Origin of the sequence: Paenibacillus endophyticus, from assembly GCF_014192395.1 — a bacterium.
GTDB lineage: Bacteria > Bacillota > Bacilli > Paenibacillales > Paenibacillaceae > Pristimantibacillus > Pristimantibacillus endophyticus.
In genome coordinates, this window is record NZ_JACHXW010000007.1 from 27,497 (window position 1) to 50,177 (window position 22,681).

The following is a 22,681-nucleotide window of genomic DNA, read 5'->3' on the forward strand; positions in this document are numbered from 1 at the left end:
TTAAATTTAAATAAATTAAATTGCATGCAACTAAATATAGGAATAGAATACCATGTCTGCATACGCAAGTCAAATGAACGCCATGTAGAAAGGACCGAAGATTAGCGAGTTACTATTCGCTAATCTCCGGTCCCCTTTTCAATCACTAATCTATGATTGCGACGGTTTCTTTCTTCCGCTTAGCCACTCCGTAAACAAAGCATAATCCTGCTCCACTTGATCGGCATACGATACAGCCCAATTGGCAATCGAGGTACAGAATGCATCCTCGTCACTGCCCATCGCTTTAACAATCTCAACCTCGCTGTGATACGCCAAAATGCCTTGCGCGACATCGGTATCCGCCCTCGCATGCATTTTGGCCGTTAATTTCCCCATCGTATCCGTCACGGAGAGCATGTCTCCCGCCGTCTCTAGTGATTCCAGCTTTAATCTTTTTTTGTACGGCGAACGTTCACGAACATAGAAATGCCGTTCTCCGATCGACAGCCAGCCAAGATAAGGGTCCGCCTCGTGATGCATCGCTTTCTGCGTCATGGTAACCCGTTTGCCTTGGTGCTCGAACATTGACCAGAACGATTCGCTATAAGGCATGAAGTAAGCCGGTACCGGTACGCGCACCTCTTTCACCTCAAGCACGATATCGTCTTCACCATCCGTGCCCTCGCCGGCCTCGATTAATACATAATAGCGGTCAAGTCCAATGGAGGCTGTTCCCGAACCGTGTTTGACAGCAATATCCTTCACTTTGAAATGACGCAATTCCTCTGCGTCATCCGCGGCGACAGTTGCCAAATATTCAGGCCATGCTTCAAGCAAAGCCGCCCGCTCCTCCTCGGTAGGAGACACAATTTCATCCGTTGAAGCAAACTGGCGATGCTCCTGCACCAACGCGGTCACTTTTTCGAGGAAATGCTGATCCTTGCGCTTCTGCAGCTTTTTGAGCAGCTTCTTAACAGGACCCTCCGCACGCTCCAAATCAACGGCAAAGATGCCTGGGTCATCCTTTCCTTTCGTGAAGCGCCGCATCTGTTTGGAATACGCCTGCAGATACGCCTCAATCCCACTTATCTGATTGCTATAGGTCTGCCCTTTAAGCCTGCCAACAAGCGCAATGCTGACCGACATCCGCATCAGGTCATAGAGATACGAACCCAGGTAACCCTCGTCGAAATCATTCACATCATAGACAAGCGCGCCGCGCTCATTGCGGAACGCCCCGAAATTCTCAAAATGCAAGTCCCCTTGAATCCAAGTAGGCCGGCTTATCGGTGTGTGATAAGGAAACCATTCCCGTGATACGTCGAAATAAAACAAATAGGCGCTGCCTCTAAAAAAAGAAAAAGCCGTTTCTGACATTTTTGCATATTTCTCCTCACGCTTATCGCGCGTCAGCTTCATCAGCTTCTGGTCAAATTCTTGAAAAATTGTGGATAATGTCCGCCTTCTTAGTTTGTTCTGGGTTAACTTGACTTGCTCGGTCAACTTCGGATCCATACGGCTTCCCCCCTATTGCGGTTACGATGCTAATTGCGGTTTACGATTCTAATTTCTGCAGCCTTAAATAGTCGCTAAGCATGGCAAGGCGCCATGGCACAATCATACCAAACGCAAGCAAGTAGAAGATTGCCCCCGTTTGCGGTATCGACATATACTCCTCCACAACCCCGTGCAAAGACAGCCTTATGACGAATAATGTCATCATAATAAATACAAATGCCTTTGAACGCCTGACATAAATGTCAGATTCCACGCGTTCTAGACGTGTGGTTACGATTAAAGGGAATGCGAATATGAGCAGGCCAGTAAGAAAAGCAGCAATCCCCCATATCCAAGGTATATGAGTGGCTGAGAATACGAACATCATAAATCCCGTTGCCATGCCAAGCGGAGGTATTGCGATTTTTCGCAGCGAAACAGGCTGTTTTCCAGCACGGATACGAAGTATGATTAATGCGAGGCCAGCGAGCGCCGATACAATGATCGAGCCGATTTGGATCAAGTGCGTAGACAACAACACTGCGTCCTCCCCCTATTGAACTTGTAAACTTGTCCTATTATTCCTTTCATCGTACTGCAAAAACAGGAGCTCTGCAAATAGAGAACCGCTTATCCATCTGTCGATATCCTTTTGCAAGAAACCGTCTGCCGTTTCATTCCAATAATCGAAAATTTTCCAGGAGAGAGAACATGTCTTTATACAAAGCTGATATGAAACGATCGCCGCTTGGGTTTCCAAGTTCAACGATTAAGCCGCATTTATATCGTCAGGCCGGCTCGATAAGCCTTGGGTGAGACACCCTCTTGCTTCTTAAACACTTTGCTGAAATACTTCTCGTCATGGAAACCGACCATCTCGGCAATTTTGGCTACGCGCAGGTTAGGATTAACCATCAGCAGCTTTGCTTTATCGATACGAATGCCTGTTATGTAATCAGTGATATTAATGCCGTACTCCTGTTTGAACCTGCGCGATACATATTCACGGCTGACAAAAAACCGCTTCGCAATGTCCTGCAGGGACAGCTCGGTTTGGTATTGCTGCTCGATAAAAGCAGCAATGTCGCTCATCTTCGCTTTCTCCTGTGCTTGCCGCTGTGCGATGGCTTGCGACAATCGCAGCAGAAGCTCGTAAGACCAATCTCGCCATGCCTGAATCGAGAGCGCGCTTGCATGTGCATAAGGAGAGTGTTCCGACAGTTCTTCCGTACTGAGAAGTCCGTTCTCCTCTACAGCCTGTCGTCCCGGGGCATCGCGAAGAAGCCGTACGCAGAACTGCAGCACGTCTGTCTTATACTCCTCCAGCATTTGTGGAGACAAATAACCGGACAACCGCGCAGCCTCCAACCATCTCCCCGATACTGCAGTCAGCTGCCCCTCGATTCCACTTAAAGCTGCTACCTTCCACTCCTCCTCGCAATCCGTGAACGTCATGCGCTTCACGGCCGCAGTCTCCGTGCTGCTGTGTGTATAATCGTTGGCATCCAGCGCGTTGCGCCTATGCAGAGCAGATAGCGCTTCCTCGTAATGCATCGGCATCGCATCGGGGAAATGGCCTGGACTGCCCAGTCCCATATGCATGCGCCGCTGCAGCGTCACGAACAGGCCTTCATTTATTTCCTGAAGAATGCCGAGCAGATTCTCGCCATTTCCCCATACCACGATCACGATTTCAGTCGCTGCTCCCCAATGACGGAACGCAACGCCGTTTTGCCTGGCCACTAAAAACTCATTGCAAATGTTAATAATCGCATAATGCAGCAGGTCACTGTCCCAAGCAAACCGCTCATGCAGCTGCTTGTCGCTTGCATCAACCTGAAGCAAAGCCATCCGTGCCGTTCGCGTCCCTTCAGGGACTAGCCCCTCCTCATGCAGCCGCCGCAAAACGATTGTTGCCGTGCTCGGCTCATTGATAAGCCCCGTCAGCAGTTTCTCTCCGTAGACGGGTTTAAACTCATTAAGGCGCATGCTCTGCTTCTGCCGGTCATTCCGCTCCTGCTCCTCTAGCAGCCACTGCTTTGCAGCCTTTGCAACCGCTGCATTAATGGCCTCCGGCTCGATTGGCTTCAACAAATAATCGATTCCCCCGTGGCGCACAGCTTCCCTGACAAAATCAAAATCGCCGCGTCCGCTTACGACAATGAACTTGACCGTACCGGCAAATTCATTAACCGCCGCCATAAGATCAACGCCGCTGCCTTCCGGCATCATCATGTCCATAATCACGATCGCAGGTCTTCCAAGGCGCATCATCTGAATAGCTTCGAAACCGCCGCCAGCCTCCTCAATCTCGTCGATACCGTGCAGTTCCCAATCGACGAGCAGCCTAACCGCTTTACGAACGCGCGCTTCATCATCAACGATCAAAGCCTTCATTAATATTTCCTCCCTTCTCATGCAATCTCTTAAGGATCAGCGTAATCTTTACACCCATCTCCGTCTTATTCTCAACATGCAGCTGCGCGGCTTCGCCATATATCATCCGCAAACGGGCGAGTACGTTGTTGAGCCCTATCTTAGGCTCCGCGCCTGCCTGTGCCAGCTTGACGGAATAGTTGGCGCTTTCAGCAGCCTGGCCAGAAGATTCAGTTAATGGATTCGATTCTATATCGACATGCGGCATATCGCCAAGGATATCATCCTTGAACGGAGCTGAAGCCAGCTCGCGCTGCAGCTCCGCCAGCCGTTCCGCCGGAATAGAGGCGCCATTATTTTCGATCACGATTTCCAATATATGACCATCGCGCGGACGAGCGTGAAGAATGAGCAATCCATCCTCCGCAGCTTTGTCCATGCCGTGCTTGAAATAATTTTCAATGACAGGCTGTAGCAGCATTTTGGGCATTTCTGCATCCAGCAGGGCATCATCCACGTCCACTTGGAAGGAGAATCGGTTCTCATACCGTTCCTTCTGCAGCTCAACGTATGCCTTCAGATGAGCGAGTTCATCCCTCAGCGTAATTGTTTTTGCCTCGTTATCCATGCTGTAGCGCATCATCCGGGCTAGCGCGGACAGCAGTGCATATATGCGCGGCACGCCCAGCTCAAGCGCCAGCGTCCCGATAATCTGAATCGTGTTATTTAAGAAATGCGGATTGATTTGCGCCTGCAGCGCCCGCAGCTGATTCGTTTTATTCGCCAGCTCCAGCTTGTATTCACGCAATATCAAATTGTTGATCGTGTCCATCATACTGCGGAACCGCACGAGAACGAGTCCAATCTCATCATTGCCTGCATACCGGATCGGCACCTGCAGGTTACCGGCCTGTACCTGATTCATATACCGGACCAACTGCTTCACAGGAGCTGTTATACGAAGGGAAACAATAATGGTCGCGGTTACGATTACAATTAGCGATAAAGCGAGCACAAGCAAATTGATAGCCACTGCCTGATTGGCTTCGCGAATCAAATAGGAAGTCGGAATGCGCTTCACGATTACCCAATCCGCAATCGCCGTTTGAACGCGGTCATACACAAACAGCGCGCCTTCCTTCTCGAAATGTCCGCTATTATTTTCTCCGCTCGCAAGCGAGCCCTCGTACCATGAAGCTTCCACGGGCTTTCCCAGAAGCGCGTCATCATCTGCGAAGATAAAGTATCCGTTCTGATCTACGACGTATAGATCTTCTTCGCCGCGGTCGTATAGCTGGCCGACGATATCAGTAAGCAGGGACAGCTTCACATCCATGGAGACGAAGCCCAGCTCCTCATTAGAAGGAACGCGTTCAATCCGCCGATGAAGCGTGAACACCTTCTCGCTTGGCTGCTGCGGCTGCAGAGAGGAGAAGCCATAAGTATGGCTCATATGCGTAGGCTGCATAGCAGCAGCGCTCTTCCCGCTGCCCACATAGGAGACAAGCTCCGAGAAGGGCTCAACCTCATTCGCACGCTTTGCGCCTGCCACATTCGTAACGATCGTGGCCCTTTGTCCCAAGCTTGCGTACAAATAAACCTGATGCACATCGGGCACCGATGATTTCATATATGACATGGCTGCAAAAACGCTGCTATCCGTTTGGAAATCGGCCAGCCCCGTTTGCAGCTGCCGGTACAGCTCGGGATCGGAATACACATTCAATGAGCCCAAGTTAAGTTCCTCAAGAACAGCAGTTACGTTGCGCTGCCCTTGGTAGAGCAGGTTTTGCGTATCCTCAAGCGCCCTTTCCTTCATGGAATGCGATGTATAGCTGTAGGTAACGATCATCGTCGTCACGATGGGGACAATCGTTGCAAACAGCATGAAAACAATTAATTTCGTTCGTATACTATTGAACCTCAAGTGAACCTTCCTCCGCTCCCGATCAATATATTGCACCTGACCGGTCACATCCGTCGGTGTTTATCGCGCTCTCTGACTTGCATAATTAAACATACAATAGTTTTCTGGTGAAAAGAAAGGGGAGTTCCTAAGATGGGCAGCAAGAGAATGTCCGGATGGTGGCCTCAGCTTGTATTCGTAGGCCCGGTAACCATCTTTTTTCTACTGATTATGATTATCCCGTTTCTGCTTGGCATGTACTACTCGTTTACCGATTGGAACGGCGTTGCAGGAACTGTAAATTGGGTTGGCTTCGATAATTTTAAACAAATCTTTACGAATGACTCCGATTTCTGGTCCTCGTTCTGGTTTACGATTCGATTCACGATCGTTGGCGTGCTGCTAACCAATCTGGTCGGCTTCTTCCTAGCGTATCTATTGACGAAGAAACTGAAATCAAAAAATGTCCTGCGTACGATTTTCTTTATGCCGAACGTCATCGGCGGGTTGCTGCTCGGCTTTATCTGGCAGTTCATCTTCGTAAAAGGCTTCTCCACCGTCGGCGACATGACCGGCTGGTCGTTCTTCAACCTTCCTTGGCTCGGCGACGAAACGACCGGCTTCTGGGGCATTACGATGGTGTTCGTATGGCAATCAGCGGGATATCTGATGGTTGTGTACATCGCTTCGCTGACTAACGTTTCGAAAGAAGTGCTTGAAGCTGCCGAGATTGACGGAGCTTCCAGGTTCCAAGTGCTTCGCGGCATTATTTTACCGCTTATTATGCCTGCAATTACCGTTTGTTTGTTCCTCGCGATCTCATGGTCGTTCAAAATGTTCGATCTAAACTTGTCGCTTACCAAAGGCGGACCGTTCAAATCGACAGAATCAGTCGCGCTCAATATTTATGCTGAAGCGTTCCAGAACAACCGCTATGGGCTAGGCACAGCGAAATCGCTTATCTTCTTTATTGTCGTCGCTATCATTACGCTTATACAGGTTCGCGTTACCAAGAGCAAGGAGGTTGAAGCTTAATGGGTACCAAAAAATATACCGGAAAGCTGTTCATTACCGAAGCGGTTATGATCATTGTCGGCCTTCTGTTTCTTGCACCGTTCTATTTCCTGCTTGTGAACTCGGTCAAGCCCTTCGGCGAGATCATGTCGAACTCGGCCAGCTGGCCGCAAATTTTCAAATGGGAAAACTATTCCCGCGCATGGGAGCTGACTCGCTTCCCGCAGGCTTTCCGCAATTCCATGATCATTACTGTCGTCACTGTCATTCTGACTGCTCTGATCAGCGCCATGGGCGCTTACCGGATGGTTCGCGCCAATACGCGTTTTAACCGTATTTTATTCATGCTCTTCGTAGCGGCTATGGTTATTCCATTCCAGTCGATCATGATTCCACTTCTTAAAGTCGTGAACGTAATGGGCGTCAACAATAGTATGGTCGGTCTGATCATGTGTTATCTCGGACTGGGTGCTCCACTTTCTTTGTTCCTGTTCCACGGCTTCATCAAAGCGATTCCGCTCGAGATTGAAGAAGCGGCAACAGTGGATGGCTGCAATCCGATAACGGTATTCTTCCGTATCGTGCTTCCGCTGCTTAAACCGATGCTTATGACCGTCATTATTTTGAACTGCTTATGGGTGTGGAACGACTATCTGCTCCCATCGCTCATTTTGCAGAAACCCGATATGCGGACAATCCCGCTCGCGACCTTCGCGTTTTTCGGGCAATATACGAAACAATGGGATCTTGCGCTTCCGGCGCTCGTGCTCGGCATTGCTCCAATCGTAGCATTCTTCCTTCTTTTGCAGCGTTACATCGTTGAGGGAGTAGCGGCCGGTTCGGTTAAAGGCTAACGCTTGTAATCGGACGGTCGATTCCATATAATAAACCATTAATCAAGGGGGATTTGCATCATGAATAAAAAGATGACTATGCTGTCACTTAGCCTCATTCTCGCAATGAGCATTGTACTGTCTGCATGCGGCGGCAGCAAAAACGAAGGCGGCAACACCGGCAAAGAAGAAGTAAAAACAGTGACGATTTTCCAATTCAAAACCGAGATCGTTGAGGGCCTTAACGAATTGGCTGTTGAATTCAATAAAGAATACCCGAACATTAAACTTGATATCCAAACAGTAGGCGGCGGTGCAGACTATGGCGCTTCCTTGAAAACGAAATTCGCTGCTGGCGACGCTCCTGATATCTTCTCCAACGGCGGCTACGCTGAGATGGAAATGTGGCTGGACAAGCTCGAGGATCTCTCTGACCAAGCTTGGGTGAAGGATCTTGTGCCTCTAGCTGCTGAACCAATGACCAAAGACGGCAAAGTATACGGTATGGCCATGAACCTAGAAGGCTTTGGTTATATTTACAACAAGGACATCTTTGCAAAAGCAGGCATTACCGAGCTTCCAAAAACGTACTCTCAGCTGGAAGCAGCAGCCAAAACACTCAAAGCAGCAGGCATTACGCCATTCGCTAACGCTTACCAAGAGTGGTGGCTGATGGGGAACCAAGGGATTAACCCTGCATTTGCACAACAGCCGGACGTAAATGCATTTATCGCAGGCTTGAACGACGGATCGGTCAAAATCCCAGGCAATGAGAAATTCGCCGATTGGGCGAAGCTTATGAAGCTTACCGTTGACTACGGCAACAAAAACCCGCTTACAACCGACTACAACACGCAGGTATCGCTGTTCGCAAGCGGCGAAGCGGCGATGATGCAAGAAGGAAACTGGGCGCAAGTACAAATCGACAGCATCAATCCTGACTTGAACATCGGCGTTCTTCCTATGCCGCTTGGCGAAGACGCAGAAGCGAATGACAAGCTGAATGTCGGCATTCCGGCTAACCTTGTTATCAACAAAGAATCCGATGTGAAAGAAGAAGCAAAAACGTTCCTGAATTGGCTCGTTACTTCCGATATCGGTAAAGAATACATCGTTAAAAAATTCAAGTTCATCCCTGCTCTGACGACGATTACAGCAACACCTGAAGATATGGGCGACATCGGCACGGAGGTTCATAACTACGTGCAAGCAGGCAAGGTGCTTGGCTTGCAATCCTCGAAATACCCGGATGGCGTAACGCAGGAGTTCGCTAGCGTGATCCAACAATACATCGCAGGCAGAATCGATGAGGCTGCATGGGAAACAGGCATGCAGGCCGCTTGGGATAAACTGAAGAAATAAACAAGAACAGCCGCTTAACCGTCCATTTGGAGGTTAAGCGGCTGTTTTTTTTGCCTTCAGGTAGTTCAGATCATGAAGGATCGCGAACTGCTTCCACCGTTACCCTTGCGGCATATACTTGCGAATATCCACGCCTAGGTTTTCCGACAGCTTCATGCCAAGCGCACGGTCTGCCCGGAAAAAGTTGCAGATGGCGCGAAGCCGAATATCATCATTCGTTTGCTCCAGCTCACCCGTCAGATTGGCAATAAGATTCGCCTGCTGACTCTCAGGTAAAGAACGGAAACGCTCTCCTGCTTGTGTGAAATCGTCGGTTTTATCGATTTCCAGGCGGCCTGCCGCCCCTTGAAGAGGGACGTAGGAGTCATTATAGGACGGCACTTCCTTCGGACTTTCCGACAAGCTGTTCGGCTCATAGTTGACGGTAGAAGGATCAGCCTTCATCGTCATCGCCCCATCCCGCTGGTGGTTGCGAACAGGCGCATAAGGGCAGTTGACGGGAATATGCAAATAGTTGGCTCCTAGACGATAGCGCTGCGTATCCGGATATGAGAACAATCGTCCCTGCAGCAGCTTGTCCTCCGACGGCTCAATGCCTGGCACAAGCGCGCTTGGCGAGAACGCCGATTGCTCCACCTCAGCAAAGTAGTTGACCGGATTCCGGTTCAGCGTCATCGTCCCAGCCTTATGCAGCGGATACATATCTTCCGGCCATAACTTTGTTGGATCCAGCGGATCAAAGGCATAACGATCCACGTGCTCAATCGGCATGAGCTGCACATGTAGCTCCCACTCCGGATAGTCGCCTCGCTCGATTGAAGCATGCAAGTCCCGCGTCGCATGATTAAAATCTTTTCCCTGCATCATGCCTGCTTCCGCTGCTGTGAAGTTCCGCACGCCTTGCTGCGATTTCCAATGGTATTTGACATAGGTAGGCTTGCCGGCATCATTGATCCATTTGAAGGCATGTACGCCGAACCCGTCCATTTCGCGGTAAGTTGCCGGCGTACCGTCATCCGAAAAGAGCCAGGTCAGCATATGCGTCGATTCAGGCGACAGCGTCATGAAGTCCCAGTAACGCGCTGGATCCTGTAGGTTTGTGTGCGGCGCGGGTTTAAGGGAATGAACCATGTCAGGAAATTTCATGGCATCCCGAATGAAAAACACGGGCAGATGATTGCCGACAATATCATAGTTGCCCTCTTGCGTGTAGAACTTTACTGCGAAGCCACGCGGATCACGTGCCGTTTCTGGGGAGCCTGTTCCGTTAATAACGGTGGAGAAACGAACGAATACCGGGGTTTCGATATCCGCTTCCTGCAAGAAATGAGCTCTCGTATGCTCTTTCATGCCAGCCTCCGTGCGGAATACGCCATGCGCGCCGGCTCCTCTTGCATGCACGACCCGCTCCGGGATTCGCTCCCTATCGAAATGGGCAAGCTTCTCAAGCAAATGGTAATCTTCTAGCAGAGCAGGCCCCCGCTGCCCCGCCGTCCGTGAGTTTTGATTATCGCCAACTGGCGTTCCCAGGTTCGTTGTTAGATTATTTTCCATAATAGCACCTCTTCATTCTTTTCTGTATTTAGACTTGATCTAAATCTTTAGACCAATCTTACCGAAATGAAGAGATGCTGTCATGAAAACAACATGAACGAAAAATGAAAATCTCATGAACGTAGTCTTTACATAAAGAGGAATGGCAATAGAAGACATCCTGCCTACCCGTTATTCGCGAATTTCGGCGATCCGGTAACCTGCCCCTCTTACGGTAACGATATATTTCGGTGATACGGCGCTATCCTTTAATTTTTTGCGCAAGCTTTTAATATGAGCGTCCACCAGATTGCTGCCGCCGTAGAAATGAAGCCCCCATACCGTATCGAGCAATGATTCGCGAGAGAGCACCGACCCATCGGATGACATAAAATGCAGCAGCAGATCATATTCGGTTTTCGTGAGTTCCACGCGCTGCCCGCCTCGGTCAACCGTCATTTTTTTCAAATCAACCGTGATGTCCTTGAAGGTGCGTATATCTTGGTCCACCGCTTTGGGCACAATGGCAGGGCGATTAGTCAGCATGCGGTTAATTTGTTTGACAGCCTGTTCTGGCTTAGCTGGCCACACAAGCAGCTCAGCAGCGCCAAGAGCGAACGTATCCCGGCTGTCATAAGACTTCTGGTCGAGTAGAATCAAGACGGGAACTGCATGCATATCGGCCGACTCCAGCAGCTCGGCGCCTGCTTGAAGCGTATGCCCCGTTGCGGCATTCACGAGCGGGATAGCGTCGAATACGAGCAGCTCGGGCTGCAGGCTTTGAAGCATGCTCTTCTGGAAATCATGCAGGGAGAACACATCGAAGCATTCAGACGACAGGGCAACAAGCAGGCTTTTCACTCGCTCGGGCATCGGGCTAATAATCATAACCCGCTGCGTGATCGAACAGATCATACCATTCTGCAGCAGCTCTTCTTCCGTATATCCAGCTTGTTCGTTCTCGCCTGTCGAATGATCGTTTATCATGGTTGTTTCGTCGAGCATGACTCGCAGACCCCCTCTAATACAATCTGGACATGATCAACTTTATAGGAAGTCTCCGCAGCCACTTTCTTCAACCAATCGCTCGGCAGCTCCGTTAACACTTCGTCTACGCGCCCGCAAACCGTGCACACGATATGCTGATGCTCGTCCGTCCGGGCATCATAGCGGCTGACAGCCTCGCCCAGCTTCAGCTCGCGAATAAGGCCGGCATCCGTCAAATACCTTAGGGAATTGTATACGGTGCCGTAAGCAAAATTAAAACCTTTGCCCTTCAACCGGTCTATAACGTCCGCCGCGGTGGGGTGATCGGGTGCATGCTGCACCACCTCGAGGATTTCTCTGCGCTGTATGGTCAAGTTGATTTTGTTCATCGCTTTATCATTCCTTCGGTTTAAATGACTTTAGACTAAGTATAAATCGCTCCATTCAAACGGTCAACCACGCGGTTTATCATGCATTCTAGCGATCTATGAAAAATTGTTTTATTTTTTTGTCGAAATGAATAATCTGAATATTTACAAAATTCTAATAATGTTATATACTAAGCCTATCTTAAACGAGAGGGGATAGTCCATTGAAGTAAGTGAGCGAAGCATGTCTCATTAACTCGGGAAGGAGTATCAATCGGATTTAAGGACATGCGGGGACCCTAATCAATGAAATGATGACGATAGTCGGACAGTCAGTACTTAATGAAGGAAAGGATTTGAAACAAATCGAAAGGAAGTTGATCGAGGTCATTCAAGCAAGGATCGAAGTCGATAAGGTTTGTAACAAATTCGAAAGGACGAAGCAGAAACAAGGCAAGCCGCGGATTGGAGCGTTTGAATAAATTGAATAGTTCTCTACCAAGCAGGTGAAGGGCTTCTGGTTATCATGGATAAGCAGAAGCCCTTCTTATGTGCGTCTATAGGATCGGACTGAGTAAGCGGGATATCGATTCCTTAAATCTGTTCATAAGCGGTCGTTCCGCATAAATCGCAAGCGTCAGCTCCATGCTGACCTTCATGTCATCCTCGAATATGCGTTGCAGCTTCGCCGCTGTCTGCGTATCATAGATAAACGCATTCATCTCGAAATTCAGCTTAAAGCTGCGAATATCCAGATTGGCAGTTCCGACAGATGCGACTTTGCCGTCTATGACCAGCGTTTTGGCATGAAGAAAGCCTTTCTCGAACATATAGCATTTGACCCCATTGACCAGAAGCTCTCCCAAATAGGAATGCGTTGCCCAATAAACGAAAAAGTGGTCCGGCATGCTCGGCAGCATGATACGAACGTCTACCCCCGACAAAGAAGCGATCTTCAGCGCCGTCATCAAGCTCTCATCCGGTACAAAATATGGCGTCTGCAGGCAAATTGTTTTTTTCGCCGCGTAGATCATCTTGATATACGCATCCTTAATTTGCTGATATTCCGTATCCGGACCGCTTGCGACCAGCTGCATCCCAATCGTACCCAGCTCTTCGCCCATAATCGGGAAATAAAGTTCGTTCAATACGACATTGCCTGAAGCAGCCAGATTCCAGTCCATGAGGAACTGCGCCTGCATTTGGAGCACCGCGTTGCCTTGTACCCTCAGATGCGTATCTCTCCATTCGCCAAAATGCTTGTTCAGCCCCAAGTATTCATCGCCAATATTAAATCCGCCGATATACCCGGTCTGCCCGTCAATGATAACAAGCTTGCGATGATTGCGGTAATTGATTTTCAGATTTAAATAAGGGATACGCGACGGAAAAAATGCCGCTTCCTGGCCGCCTGCCGCCAGAAGCTCGTGGAAATAACGCCTTGGCAAGCCGGAGCTTCCAATATGATCATACAGGAACTTAACCTCAACCCCTTCAGCCGCCTTTGCCGCCAGCGCCTTCACCAGTCTTCTTCCCAGCTCATCGTCACGCACGATGTAGTACACGAGATGAATATGATGCCGCGCAGCTTCGATATCCTTCAGCAAAGCGTCAAACTTTTGATTGCCCTCCGTATAGATTTCGACCGCGTTATTGCTCGTATACAGCGCATAGCTTGTTTTCAAGTTCATATAGATCATATCTTGATAGCTCTGCATCGCAGGATCGGTATAAGCGATCTCGCCGTCGCGCAGCTGCCGCATCTGACGTTCAATCGTATGCTCGATAATTCGCTGGCTATCGCCCAGCAGCTTATATAGCTTTCTTTTGCGAACCTTCTGCCCCAGTATTAGATACATGACAAACCCAATCACGGGTATAAAAAAGAGAACCATGAGCCAAGCCCAGGTCGTACTAGCGTTGCGCCGTTCCAGAAAAATGACGGTAATCGCCAAAAAAATGTTAAGAAGCATAATAATTCCGTATGCGTTCTGCATAATAGCTGATTGAATAATAAACACCTCGTCTGATATAAAAGCTAATGCGATCATACTTCATGCACGTTGTATGTTCAAGCCTGATTATATGCTACAATTTAAGCAGATCTAGATATTGCTTCATTAATACCCACATTCAAAGCAGGATTAACACCCAATAAGCCAGCCTACGATCCGGGAACAAGAATACTCGGTGCTTTAATAAGACGCGCAGCTTTGCTACTGGAGGAACAACGATGGACATACGCAAATTTAGATTGGATGAGAAAGCGCTTGGCACCTTTAGCGAGGAACGGGATGAATACGAACGGGATTACGCACGGCTCATTCAGTCTCCCGCGTTCCGCCGCCTGCAAGGCAAGTCCCAGGTATTCGGCGCAGGCACAGGAGATTACTATCGAACAAGATTGACCCATTCGCTTGAGGTATCTCAAATCGCGCGCGAGGTTGCTCGCAGACTCAATAAGCAATATGACTTTCTTTCCCGCAAAGAGCATCCTGGGCTCATTCTAGATCCCGCTGTCGTAGAGATTGCTGCGCTTGCCCATGATCTTGGGCATCCTCCCTTTGGACACAAAGGCGAAGAGGTGCTTAACCATCTGCTAATGGAGGAGTACGGCATTCCTTACGAGGGAAATGCGCAGAACTTTCGCATCTTAATGTTTCTGGAGAAACGCGCGGGAAGCGGAAGCGGCCTTGATTTAACCGCAGCCGTCCTGCTTGCTGTCAATAAATATCCGTTCAGCCTTGGTGAGCCAAGCCGGCTCAAAGGATTGTACAGCACGGAGTGGGGCGAAATCGAGCAATTGCGCCGCGCTTGGAAAATTCCGATCGGCTGCTCCACTTTGGAAGCGCAGCTGATGGATTTGTGCGATGACATCGCCTATTCGACCCATGATATCGAAGATGGCATCCGCGCCGGCAAAATCCAAATGAACCGCAGCTTTTTTGAGGACAGCAGGCTAATCGACCATGTCGTACAAGAGATTGTCGAAGACAAGGGGAATACGGGCATCGGCTGGGGAGAGGTAGATATTCCTGCTATGGTCAAACGCGTGCTCGTATCCTATTTCGAGCAGTGGCAGGAGCTTTATGCAGGCTGTGAGCGAGAGCCTTCCCGCACACGCCGCGAGATGAAGGCAAGGTGGGTAAGCCTATTCGCCGCCAAGGTCGGCATCATCGACGATCCCGTGACCGGTTGGAAGAAGGTCACCTTCGTCAATAGCGGACAGCAGGATATCGAATTGCTTCGGACGATGGAAATTTTGAAGAAGCTGGCTTGGGTAACGCTGATTAAGGATTTCCGCGTGCAGCGCCTGCAGATGCGCAGTGAGATTATGATCCGGAGACTGTGGGACAGCTTTAAGGTGCCCGACTACGGACGCCTCATCATCCCGCCGGACTGGATCGAGAATTACGAGCTGCACAAAAACAAATGGAGCTGGCCCCGGTTTGTGGCGGATTATATCTCCGGCATGACGGATGCTTACGCGGAGAAGGTATACGCCGAGCTGTATGCAAGTAAGTCCGGGTCAATCTACGAAATGGATTAATAACAAGCGTAAACGGCTGAAGCCGTCCTCTGGCGGCTAAGCTTACGTATCGCGTAGAAATATAGAGAAAGTTGGCGAAAAGATATATTTTCCTATATTTCAAGAAAGCGCGGCGAGAAGGGAGTGACACTCCCTTCTCGCCGCGCTTTTTTAACATGCAGCCTTGTCTGAGCCTATCCGATAGGAGCGCTAACTGCGCTTGCAGACAACTCGGTAATGTAATCAAAGAAGCGGACTGGATCAACGTCATATACGAGACTAACCGGACGGCCGTCTGCACGCTCTACCGTACGGCCTTGGCTTGCGCCTTCCTTGATCACCGCACTGTTCACCGTTTTGATCGCAACAAGCTCAGGATTGCCTACAACCGCTGTCGTGAGCACATCCCATAAGTAATACGTCGAATTCGTCTCCATATAGACGAGCGGAGGACAAGCCGCATAGCACTGGCCTACGAAATCAAGGCCTTCATGCTTGCGCAGCGATGCCCAGCGGTTGCGAACCTCCATCGTAAGCGGAACCTTATTCGTGCTCTCAAGCGCGACTAGAAGAATGGAAAGGGTGCTTGCCCATACGCGGTGCACCGCCTCTGGATCCCAGAAAGCATTCCATTCGGCAGTGCCGTCATGCTCTGGCTCTTGTACATTGCCTTTCTCGTTAAACGTTCCGCCCATCCAGACCAGCTTCTCAATCTTTTCCTCGATGTCCGGAGCCTCGTCCAAAGCCCGCGCAAGATCGGTTAGAGGTCCCGTGAATAGAAGCGTCACTTTCTCCTCCGATTGGCGTATCTGCTCAATCATATGCTGATGGGCAGGCTTCGCGGCAGCACCCGTACGGATCGTGCCTGACTCATTCAAGATGGGGAGCGCATCTACAAAAAACGTATGCATCCGCCATTCAGCCGGGAATGGATTAACGCCGCGTGAATTGGATCTAGCCACTTCGATGGATTTTGTTTTGTCGAAGGCGCCAAAACGGTCAATGATTTTGCGGCTTGCCTTCATGCCAGGCTCCAAATAACCGTCTGCAGGTATGACCGATACGCCGATGAGATCGACATCATCCATTTGAAGCAATAGAAATAGGGAGACCAGATCATCTACACCCGCGTCATGATTGAAATAAAGTTTCGTTGCCATAAGTATTCATCCTCTCTAAGAAGAAACGCCTGACGGAGTCCTTTCAATAGACGCCATCGTTTCTGCGAAACGTATAGAGAAAGTATGTACAAAATCATATACTTTCCTATACGTCAATGTGAAACAGCTGTCGCCGTCCTTTGATGGCTCGGCGCGTGTCATTCCGAGAAATATAGAGAAAGGATCGCGAAATCATATCCTTTCCTATATTTCAAGTATAAAACGATATATCGTTTGTCAATCCTATATAGCGAGGAGGTGAATTGTCAATGGCTAAGGATGTATTGTGCGAAGTGAACTCATGCAAGTTCTGGGCAGCAGGGAATCACTGCGCCGCCTCTTCTATTTATGTTGTCAGCAATCGTGGCAAGCAAGCCAGCAACTCCGAGGAAACGGATTGCAAGACGTTTGAACCTAAGATCTAACGTTTACTTTCATGTAAACCCGCGCAAGCCCTCTGGCCGAGTCACCGCAAATGTCTCCGCGCATACAGACGAGGCTTGCGCATTTGTTTTTTATTTGGTAACCGGAACAGCATCATAATACTCTTCAAGCGTTTCTCCGCTCTCTGACAGCTCCGCTGCAAGCTCCTTGCCTACAAAACGCAAATGCCATGGCTCATACTGATAGCCGGTAATCGCTTCCTTGCCTTCTGGATAGCGCACAATAAAGCCATACTCGTCCGCATGCTCAGCAAGCCACAGCGCTTCCTTCGTATCCGCGAAGCAATCGGCTGCCGCACATTTCCCATCGCTGCCGGTAACGTCAATGGCGAGGCCCGTTTCATGCTCGCTCGTGCCCGGAAATGCGCTGTACGTTCTTGCTTTTTCTAATCCGTCCCGCTTCACATAGCGCTCAAACAGCGTCTTCTGCGTATTGTGTGATCGATAAGCAGAGACACCGGCCAATAGGATGCTGTCATCCTCGGCAGCGGAGAACAGCTCCTCGAGAGCCGCAGCCGCTTCTTGGCGCAGCTTGCGCTTCTCCACCTTCTCCGAGAATATAAATTCAACTTCCGGATATACAAGGTCAGACGGGTTATAATCCTCGGGCAGCTTGCGCTGCTTATTAACGAGTACGGCGATTTCCGAAGGCTTTGCGATTACAGCAAGCCCATTCTCCGTCTGACCGGTTTGTCCTCCGTCCCCTTCATTGCTGGGCTGGTCGGCTGAAGCACCGTTGCCCGCATCCGGCTCATTCGATGCTTCCGGCTCATCCGTCTGTACTGGTGAAGCGTTATCTGCTTCCTCCGTAGGCTCTACATCGCTATTGCCTGACAGCTCGCCGCCCCCATCCGTTGTCCCGCCATCTGCTGCTGCCTGCTTGGGAGGTATGGTATTCGTTTCTTCTTTATTGAATAGAGAGTAACCAATCACCATTGCCGCGCATACCATTAGGAACAGCAATAGCCTTCCTTTTCTTTTTTTCATCATAAGCCTCCAATTATATTTTTACATATATTACATGTAATTATTCATCTACCAACAGTTTGTCCGCTTCTATCTCATTAATAGACTACTAAAATCAATGTAATGTTTCAATCTGCCAGCTTGAAAATCATGTAACTCAAAGGATTACACAAAAAACCAATGTAAATTCTTAACTTGCTAATATTTTGCTTGGGCATGGAGGAGCCTTTTGCCTTTTGACATTCGACAGTAATTAGGAGCATAATGGATTAAGAATTTACCGAACGCATATATATTACTATAAGCGGGCTGGCTGCCTCTGAGAGACGGCCTGTTTTTGCTGTGAAAGGTAGGCGGTTATATGACATTTCTTACTCCGAAACGATTATTAAGCACTCGTCCCATTCTTTTCTTTTCATTTATCATGCTGCTCAAAAGTTACCTGGCATGGATGGTCATTTTTGAGGATGGATTCTCATGGACAACGATTCTAAAAGAAATTCCATTTGTCCTCATCGTGTATTGTCTCATAGAATGGTTCGCATCGAAGCGCAAGCTCGTCTATTATTTAATTGCCAATCTATTAATGACCCTTATTCTATTCGCCGTCATTATGTATTACAAGTACTATGGGGTCATCGTTACCTACTTGGCGCTGGAGCAGGTCAATCAGGTCACCGCCGTCAAGAACAGCGTTTTCTCGCTTATGGATCCATACTACCTATTGATCTTTATTGATATTATCATCATGGCTGTTCTATTGTTTCGGCCGAAGAAAGCATTGAATTGGAAGAAGGAGAGTTCGCGCAAGGAAAACAAACGCCTTGTCGTCGCCCTTTTCACGATCTCCATCGCGCTTTGCTTGTTCAATATTTTGCCCAACCGCGCGAGCATGAATGAAATTGTCAAAGCAGAGCAAATGGGTATTCTCAATTATGAGGCCTATATGATCTTCTCCAATAAAGATATCGATTTCGTCGATCCAAACCATATCACGCAAGAGAAAATCGATACGGTCAAAAAAGTAGAGCAGCCTGCAGCGCCGCAGCTTTGGAAAATGGCATCGGGCAAAAACGTCATCATTCTCCAAATGGAGTCGTTCCAAAACTTTCTCGTCAACCTCAAGATTGACGGACAGGAAATTACGCCTAACATCAACAAGCTCGTGAATGAAAACTATTATTTCAAGCATTTCTATCAGCAGGTCGGCCAAGGCAATACATCCGATGCAGAATTCGTCGTAAATACATCCTTCTATATCCCGCCTCGCGGCGCGGCTACGATGATTTATGCCGATAAGGAGCTTCCAAGCTTACCCAAAATGCTGAAGGAAAACGGTTATGATACGGCTACCTTCCACACCAATGTCGTGGAGTTCTGGAACCGTGGCGAGCTTTATAAAGCGCTTGGCTTCGACCGCTATTACGATGCGAAATTTTTCGGCACGGAAGATACGGTATTTTTCGGATCATCCGATGAGCAGCTGTACAAGAAAACGGCAGAAGAGCTTGATCGCATGAGCCAAAACGGTAAACCGTTCTACTCGCATATCATCTCGATGACGGCGCATCATCCGTTTACTATCCCGTCTGACAAGTACAAAATGACGCTTCCTGAGCGTTATGAGAATACGTTCGTCGGCGATTATATCCGTGCTCAGAACTATGCCGACTTTGCTCTTGGTGAATTTATCGCGGATCTAAAGGAACGCGGGATTTGGGATGACAGCTTAGTATTGCTTTATGGGGATCATCTTGGTCTTCCCGTATACTCGCTCGACAAAGACGACAAAGAGCTAATGGCTGAGATTTACGGTCACGAATACAGCTATACCGACATGATCAACATTCCGCTTGTAGTCGCTTCTACAGGAATCACGGAAGGAAAAGTGTTCGATCAGCTAGGCGGACAAGTGGACATTTTGCCGACTATTGCGAACATGCTGGGCATTTCGCTGGATAATCACATTCATTTCGGCCAAGATTTGCTCAATCAATCGTATAATGTGCTTCCACAGCGTTATTATCTCCCTTCCGGTTCGTTCTTAAGCAGCAAAGAGCTGTTTATGTCGGGCAGCGGCTTCGAGGATGGCAAGCACTATTCATTGGCCGGCAACGGCGATACGGAGCAAGAGGCTACAGAGGATGAGTACCAGCGCGCGCTGGAGCTGCTTAATCTATCCGACAGCTATGTAAGCCAGCTGCCAAGCTGGAAGACCAGATAAAACGAGTAAGCGTAAACGGCTGAAGCCGTCCTCTGGCGGCTAAGCTTACGTTTCGCGTAGAAATATAGAGAAAGTTAGCGAGATGATATCCTTTCCTATATTTGAAAAAAGACTCACCATGAAGCGCGGCAAGCGGCTTCCGGGTGAGTCTTTTGCTATACATCGTCAGTTAGCTGTTCTTGACAGCCTCAAGCACTTCATTCACATGTCCCTCTACGCTTACGCTGCGCCATTCCTTGATCAGCTTGCCCTGCTCGTCCAGCAGGAAGGTAGAGCGTTCAATTCCCATGAACTCCTCACCATTCCAGCTCCGCAGCTTCCATACGCCAAACAACTCAGACACCGTATGCTCCGTATCCGACAGCAACAGGAAAGGCAGCTCGTGCTTGTCTACGAATTGCTCATGAGAAGCCAAATCATCCGGGCTGATGCCGATTACCTCTGTATGATTAGAGCCGAACTGTCCGTTGAAATCACGGAAATCACACGACTCTGTCGTGCAGCCTGGCGTCATATCGCGAGGGTAGAAATAAATAACCAGCTTCTTGCCTGCATAGTCTGCCAGCTCCACTTCCTTGCCATTCGATGCCTGAAGCTTGAAATTCGGTACTTGGTCGCCAACCTTCACGATTTCTCCCATTGTTTATCATTCTCCTCAATCTATATTTTGAATCAGCAAACCATGCTCATTCTCGCTCAAATAGAGTTCTCCCACACCTTGCACGGTCACCCTTACCGGGAAGCATTCTGCGGTCTTGTCCGTGAAATGCCAGCGCCTGCCCGTTTCCACTACCATCATCAAGCCGTTATCGTCTCCGACAGGGTTAAAGCTCTCATTGCGAGTTTTGTATGTCATCAGGCCAAGCGCTGCCAGCTGGTCTACCGCTGAAGGAACCTTGCCCGTCGGCACTCCGATTTCACTAATGCAGAGGATATGCTGCTTTGGATCAAACGAATCATCCGTTGCATTGTTCATCGTGTGCCGTGCGATCAACTCCAGAATGTTGCCTGCAGGATCCTCGAAATATACCGAATGCGAATCCCATGATTCGCTGTAGGATATATCCTGTCCGGCTTCCGTCCCGATCGGCACCAGCTCCTCGATCCATCGCTTGGCTTCCGCCAGCTTATTCTCCGGAATCGTAAATGCAAAATGGTAGTAATGTTTTTCGTTAGGCGGCTGCTCCAGTTCCAAAAAAGTCAGCTCGCTCCAGCCTGCCTGCACCGTGAAACGCCCTTGCTCGGAGCTTACGACCGGCAAACCAAGCATTTCAGCATAAAAAGGCATAAGGCTGACAGCGTTAGCCGTGTGCAATGCTAGCTTCTCAATAATCATTTTACACCTCGTTATGCTCATAATACAAAATGCTCTCCGTTGCAAATGCCTTCGCCTCAGCATGCTGCTCATAAAGACCGTATGCCAGCATGAGCTTCGTCAAGGCTGCTTCAACCGAAAGCTTCTCTATTACAATAGCACCTGCTTCAATTAATCGAAGGGAAGAGGAGTAAAGGGCATCGGAACGGTCTTTAATCGGACATATGTATACATCGATACCTTGCTTGCTGCAATCAGCAATAAACTGGGTCAGTGAATATGGGCCATCTTCTACAGCACAGGCTGTTCCCGAGTGATGAAGATCATGCAGCACCGCTTTAGGGCGGTTGTGCCCAAATTCATAAAAGGAATAATTAAGGCCCGGATACGGCTTGATATAGACGATGCTCGAATCCAAACGAAGCGAATCCACATCCCAAATCCAAGGTTTCGGATCCGACTGCTTCAACGACTCCGGCGCCGGATTTCGCTTATCCGGTTGGAAAATGAAGCTGCCCTGCTCCATTCTGCCATAAGGAATGTCATAAGGGCTTCCGAATTGATCCGTAAAAGATTCGCACTGCTTCATTCGGGTTCCGAGATACACAAGCGCCTCTCGCCTGTCGTTCTCATAAAGCGCAAATACGCCAGGCAGCTGCTCACCCGCAGCAAAATCAATGGCATTCGCAAAGTTTCGCCGGCCATTGCTCCTTGCATCCTCGAGCGGATAATTGCTTGCCGTCAAGACAAAAGGTATTCTTATACTCGCAAATAGATAGCTCATCATCGAAGCGCTATAAGCCAGCGTATCCGAGCCATGGGTTACGATAAGGCCGCAATACGGAGTCAAATCCACTTTGCGGATTGCTGTAGCAAGCGTTATCCAATCGGCTGCCGTCATATTCTCGCTCAGCAAATTCAACGGCTGAATCGCATCCAGCTTGACGTCTTGGCGCCGCTGCTTGCTATTGCTGTAATCCTCAATAAGCGAGTAGGAGCCCGCGCCGTCCACGTCGATACCCGCGCCTTGCTTCTTGCTTCCTATAGTTCCGCCTGTAAATACGACTAATAATGATTTCAACCTGTTTCCTCCTTGCTAGCTTGCGCTTGTTCTATCCAACCTTGCATTCCGCATGCTTTTATCGTATATGCGGCTAAGCACTCCGGTCAAGGCGGACAGCCATCC

General features: G+C 49.0%; 19 protein-coding genes. 6 read left to right on the top strand and 13 right to left on the bottom strand.

Annotated elements, in window-relative coordinates; translation table 11 throughout:
* Positions 1-150: 150 nt before the first annotated feature.
* The 4 genes from FHS16_RS13260 to FHS16_RS13275 form a co-directional block, all read right to left on the bottom strand.
* Positions 151-1,497, bottom strand: coding sequence for a DUF2252 domain-containing protein (locus tag FHS16_RS13260; RefSeq protein ID WP_183562796.1), 1,347 nt, complete (start codon positions 1,495-1,497; stop codon positions 151-153).
* Positions 1,498-1,537: 40 nt separating this feature from the next.
* The gene (locus tag FHS16_RS13265) at positions 1,538-2,020 is read right to left on the bottom strand and encodes a CcdC family protein (RefSeq protein ID WP_312890885.1); all 483 of its coding nucleotides are present in this window, start codon (positions 2,018-2,020) and stop codon (positions 1,538-1,540) included.
* A gap of 239 nt (positions 2,021-2,259) precedes the next feature.
* On the bottom strand, positions 2,260-3,876 hold the full coding sequence (locus FHS16_RS13270; RefSeq protein ID WP_183562798.1) for a helix-turn-helix domain-containing protein: 1,617 nt from the start codon (positions 3,874-3,876) through the stop codon (positions 2,260-2,262).
* On the bottom strand, positions 3,857-5,782 hold the full coding sequence (locus FHS16_RS13275; protein ID WP_183562800.1) for a cache domain-containing sensor histidine kinase: 1,926 nt from the start codon (positions 5,780-5,782) through the stop codon (positions 3,857-3,859). The genes FHS16_RS13270 and FHS16_RS13275 overlap by 20 nt, the downstream gene beginning before the upstream one ends.
* A gap of 132 nt (positions 5,783-5,914) precedes the next feature.
* On the opposite strand from FHS16_RS13275, the gene FHS16_RS13280 reads away from it, so the two are divergent.
* Genes FHS16_RS13280 through FHS16_RS13290 form a run of 3 tightly spaced genes read left to right on the top strand, consistent with a single transcriptional unit; the run spans position 5,915 to position 8,970 of the window.
* A complete protein-coding gene (locus tag FHS16_RS13280; protein ID WP_183562802.1) occupies positions 5,915-6,796 on the top strand; it encodes a carbohydrate ABC transporter permease in 882 nt (293 codons plus the stop codon).
* The gene (locus tag FHS16_RS13285; RefSeq protein ID WP_183562804.1) at positions 6,796-7,629 is read left to right on the top strand and encodes a carbohydrate ABC transporter permease; all 834 of its coding nucleotides are present in this window, start codon (positions 6,796-6,798) and stop codon (positions 7,627-7,629) included. Before FHS16_RS13280 ends, FHS16_RS13285 begins: the two co-directional genes overlap by 1 nt.
* Before the next feature lie 60 nt (positions 7,630-7,689).
* On the top strand, positions 7,690-8,970 hold the full coding sequence (locus tag FHS16_RS13290; RefSeq protein ID WP_183562806.1) for an ABC transporter substrate-binding protein: 1,281 nt from the start codon (positions 7,690-7,692) through the stop codon (positions 8,968-8,970).
* A 99-nt stretch (positions 8,971-9,069) separates the two neighbouring features.
* On the opposite strand, the gene FHS16_RS13295 is transcribed toward FHS16_RS13290, so the two are convergent.
* From FHS16_RS13295 to cls, 4 genes are all read right to left on the bottom strand, one after another.
* On the bottom strand, positions 9,070-10,524 hold the full coding sequence (locus FHS16_RS13295) for a catalase (protein WP_183562808.1): 1,455 nt from the start codon (positions 10,522-10,524) through the stop codon (positions 9,070-9,072).
* 171 nt (positions 10,525-10,695) lie between these two features.
* Positions 10,696-11,508, bottom strand: a complete 813-nt coding sequence (locus tag FHS16_RS13300) for a winged helix-turn-helix transcriptional regulator (RefSeq protein ID WP_183562810.1) — start codon at positions 11,506-11,508, stop codon at positions 10,696-10,698.
* A complete protein-coding gene (locus FHS16_RS13305) occupies positions 11,487-11,879 on the bottom strand; it encodes a Fur family transcriptional regulator (protein WP_183562812.1) in 393 nt (130 codons plus the stop codon). Before FHS16_RS13305 ends, FHS16_RS13300 begins: the two co-directional genes overlap by 22 nt.
* A 536-nt stretch (positions 11,880-12,415) precedes the next feature.
* Positions 12,416-13,909, bottom strand: a complete 1,494-nt coding sequence (gene cls / locus FHS16_RS13310; RefSeq protein ID WP_246431747.1) for a cardiolipin synthase — start codon at positions 13,907-13,909, stop codon at positions 12,416-12,418.
* Between the two features lie 182 nt (positions 13,910-14,091).
* Here cls and FHS16_RS13315 point away from each other — a divergent pair, with 182 nt between their 5' ends.
* On the top strand, positions 14,092-15,408 hold the full coding sequence (locus FHS16_RS13315; RefSeq protein ID WP_183562814.1) for a deoxyguanosinetriphosphate triphosphohydrolase family protein: 1,317 nt from the start codon (positions 14,092-14,094) through the stop codon (positions 15,406-15,408).
* 173 nt (positions 15,409-15,581) lie between these two features.
* Here the strand turns inward: FHS16_RS13315 and FHS16_RS13320 are convergent, their stop codons facing one another.
* Positions 15,582-16,547 carry a nucleoside hydrolase gene (locus FHS16_RS13320; protein WP_183562816.1) on the bottom strand — a complete coding sequence of 322 codons (966 nt, stop codon included), beginning with the start codon at positions 16,545-16,547 and terminating at the stop codon, positions 15,582-15,584.
* Between the two features lie 269 nt (positions 16,548-16,816).
* On the opposite strand from FHS16_RS13320, the gene FHS16_RS13325 reads away from it, so the two are divergent.
* Entirely contained in the window at positions 16,817-16,972 is a 156-nt protein-coding gene (locus tag FHS16_RS13325; protein ID WP_183562818.1) for a DUF1540 domain-containing protein, read from the top strand.
* Between the two features lie 90 nt (positions 16,973-17,062).
* Here FHS16_RS13325 and FHS16_RS13330 read toward each other — a convergent pair whose 3' ends face one another.
* Complete coding sequence (locus FHS16_RS13330; RefSeq protein WP_376769669.1) at positions 17,063-17,977, bottom strand: M15 family metallopeptidase; 915 nt, start codon at positions 17,975-17,977, stop codon at positions 17,063-17,065.
* Between the two features lie 340 nt (positions 17,978-18,317).
* On the opposite strand from FHS16_RS13330, the gene FHS16_RS13335 reads away from it, so the two are divergent.
* Positions 18,318-20,180, top strand: a complete 1,863-nt coding sequence (locus tag FHS16_RS13335) for an LTA synthase family protein (RefSeq protein WP_183562822.1) — start codon at positions 18,318-18,320, stop codon at positions 20,178-20,180.
* A gap of 169 nt (positions 20,181-20,349) precedes the next feature.
* Here FHS16_RS13335 and bcp read toward each other — a convergent pair whose 3' ends face one another.
* Genes bcp through FHS16_RS13350 form a run of 3 tightly spaced genes read right to left on the bottom strand, consistent with a single transcriptional unit; the run spans position 20,350 to position 22,576 of the window.
* Complete coding sequence (gene bcp, locus FHS16_RS13340; protein WP_183562824.1) at positions 20,350-20,820, bottom strand: thioredoxin-dependent thiol peroxidase; 471 nt, start codon at positions 20,818-20,820, stop codon at positions 20,350-20,352.
* Between the two features lie 15 nt (positions 20,821-20,835).
* On the bottom strand, positions 20,836-21,516 hold the full coding sequence (locus FHS16_RS13345; protein WP_183562826.1) for a VOC family protein: 681 nt from the start codon (positions 21,514-21,516) through the stop codon (positions 20,836-20,838).
* A gap of 1 nt (position 21,517) precedes the next feature.
* Positions 21,518-22,576 (bottom strand): asparaginase, encoded by a 1,059-nt coding sequence (locus FHS16_RS13350; protein WP_183562828.1) that lies wholly within the window; start codon positions 22,574-22,576, stop codon positions 21,518-21,520.
* Between the last annotated feature and the right edge of the window lie 105 nt (positions 22,577-22,681).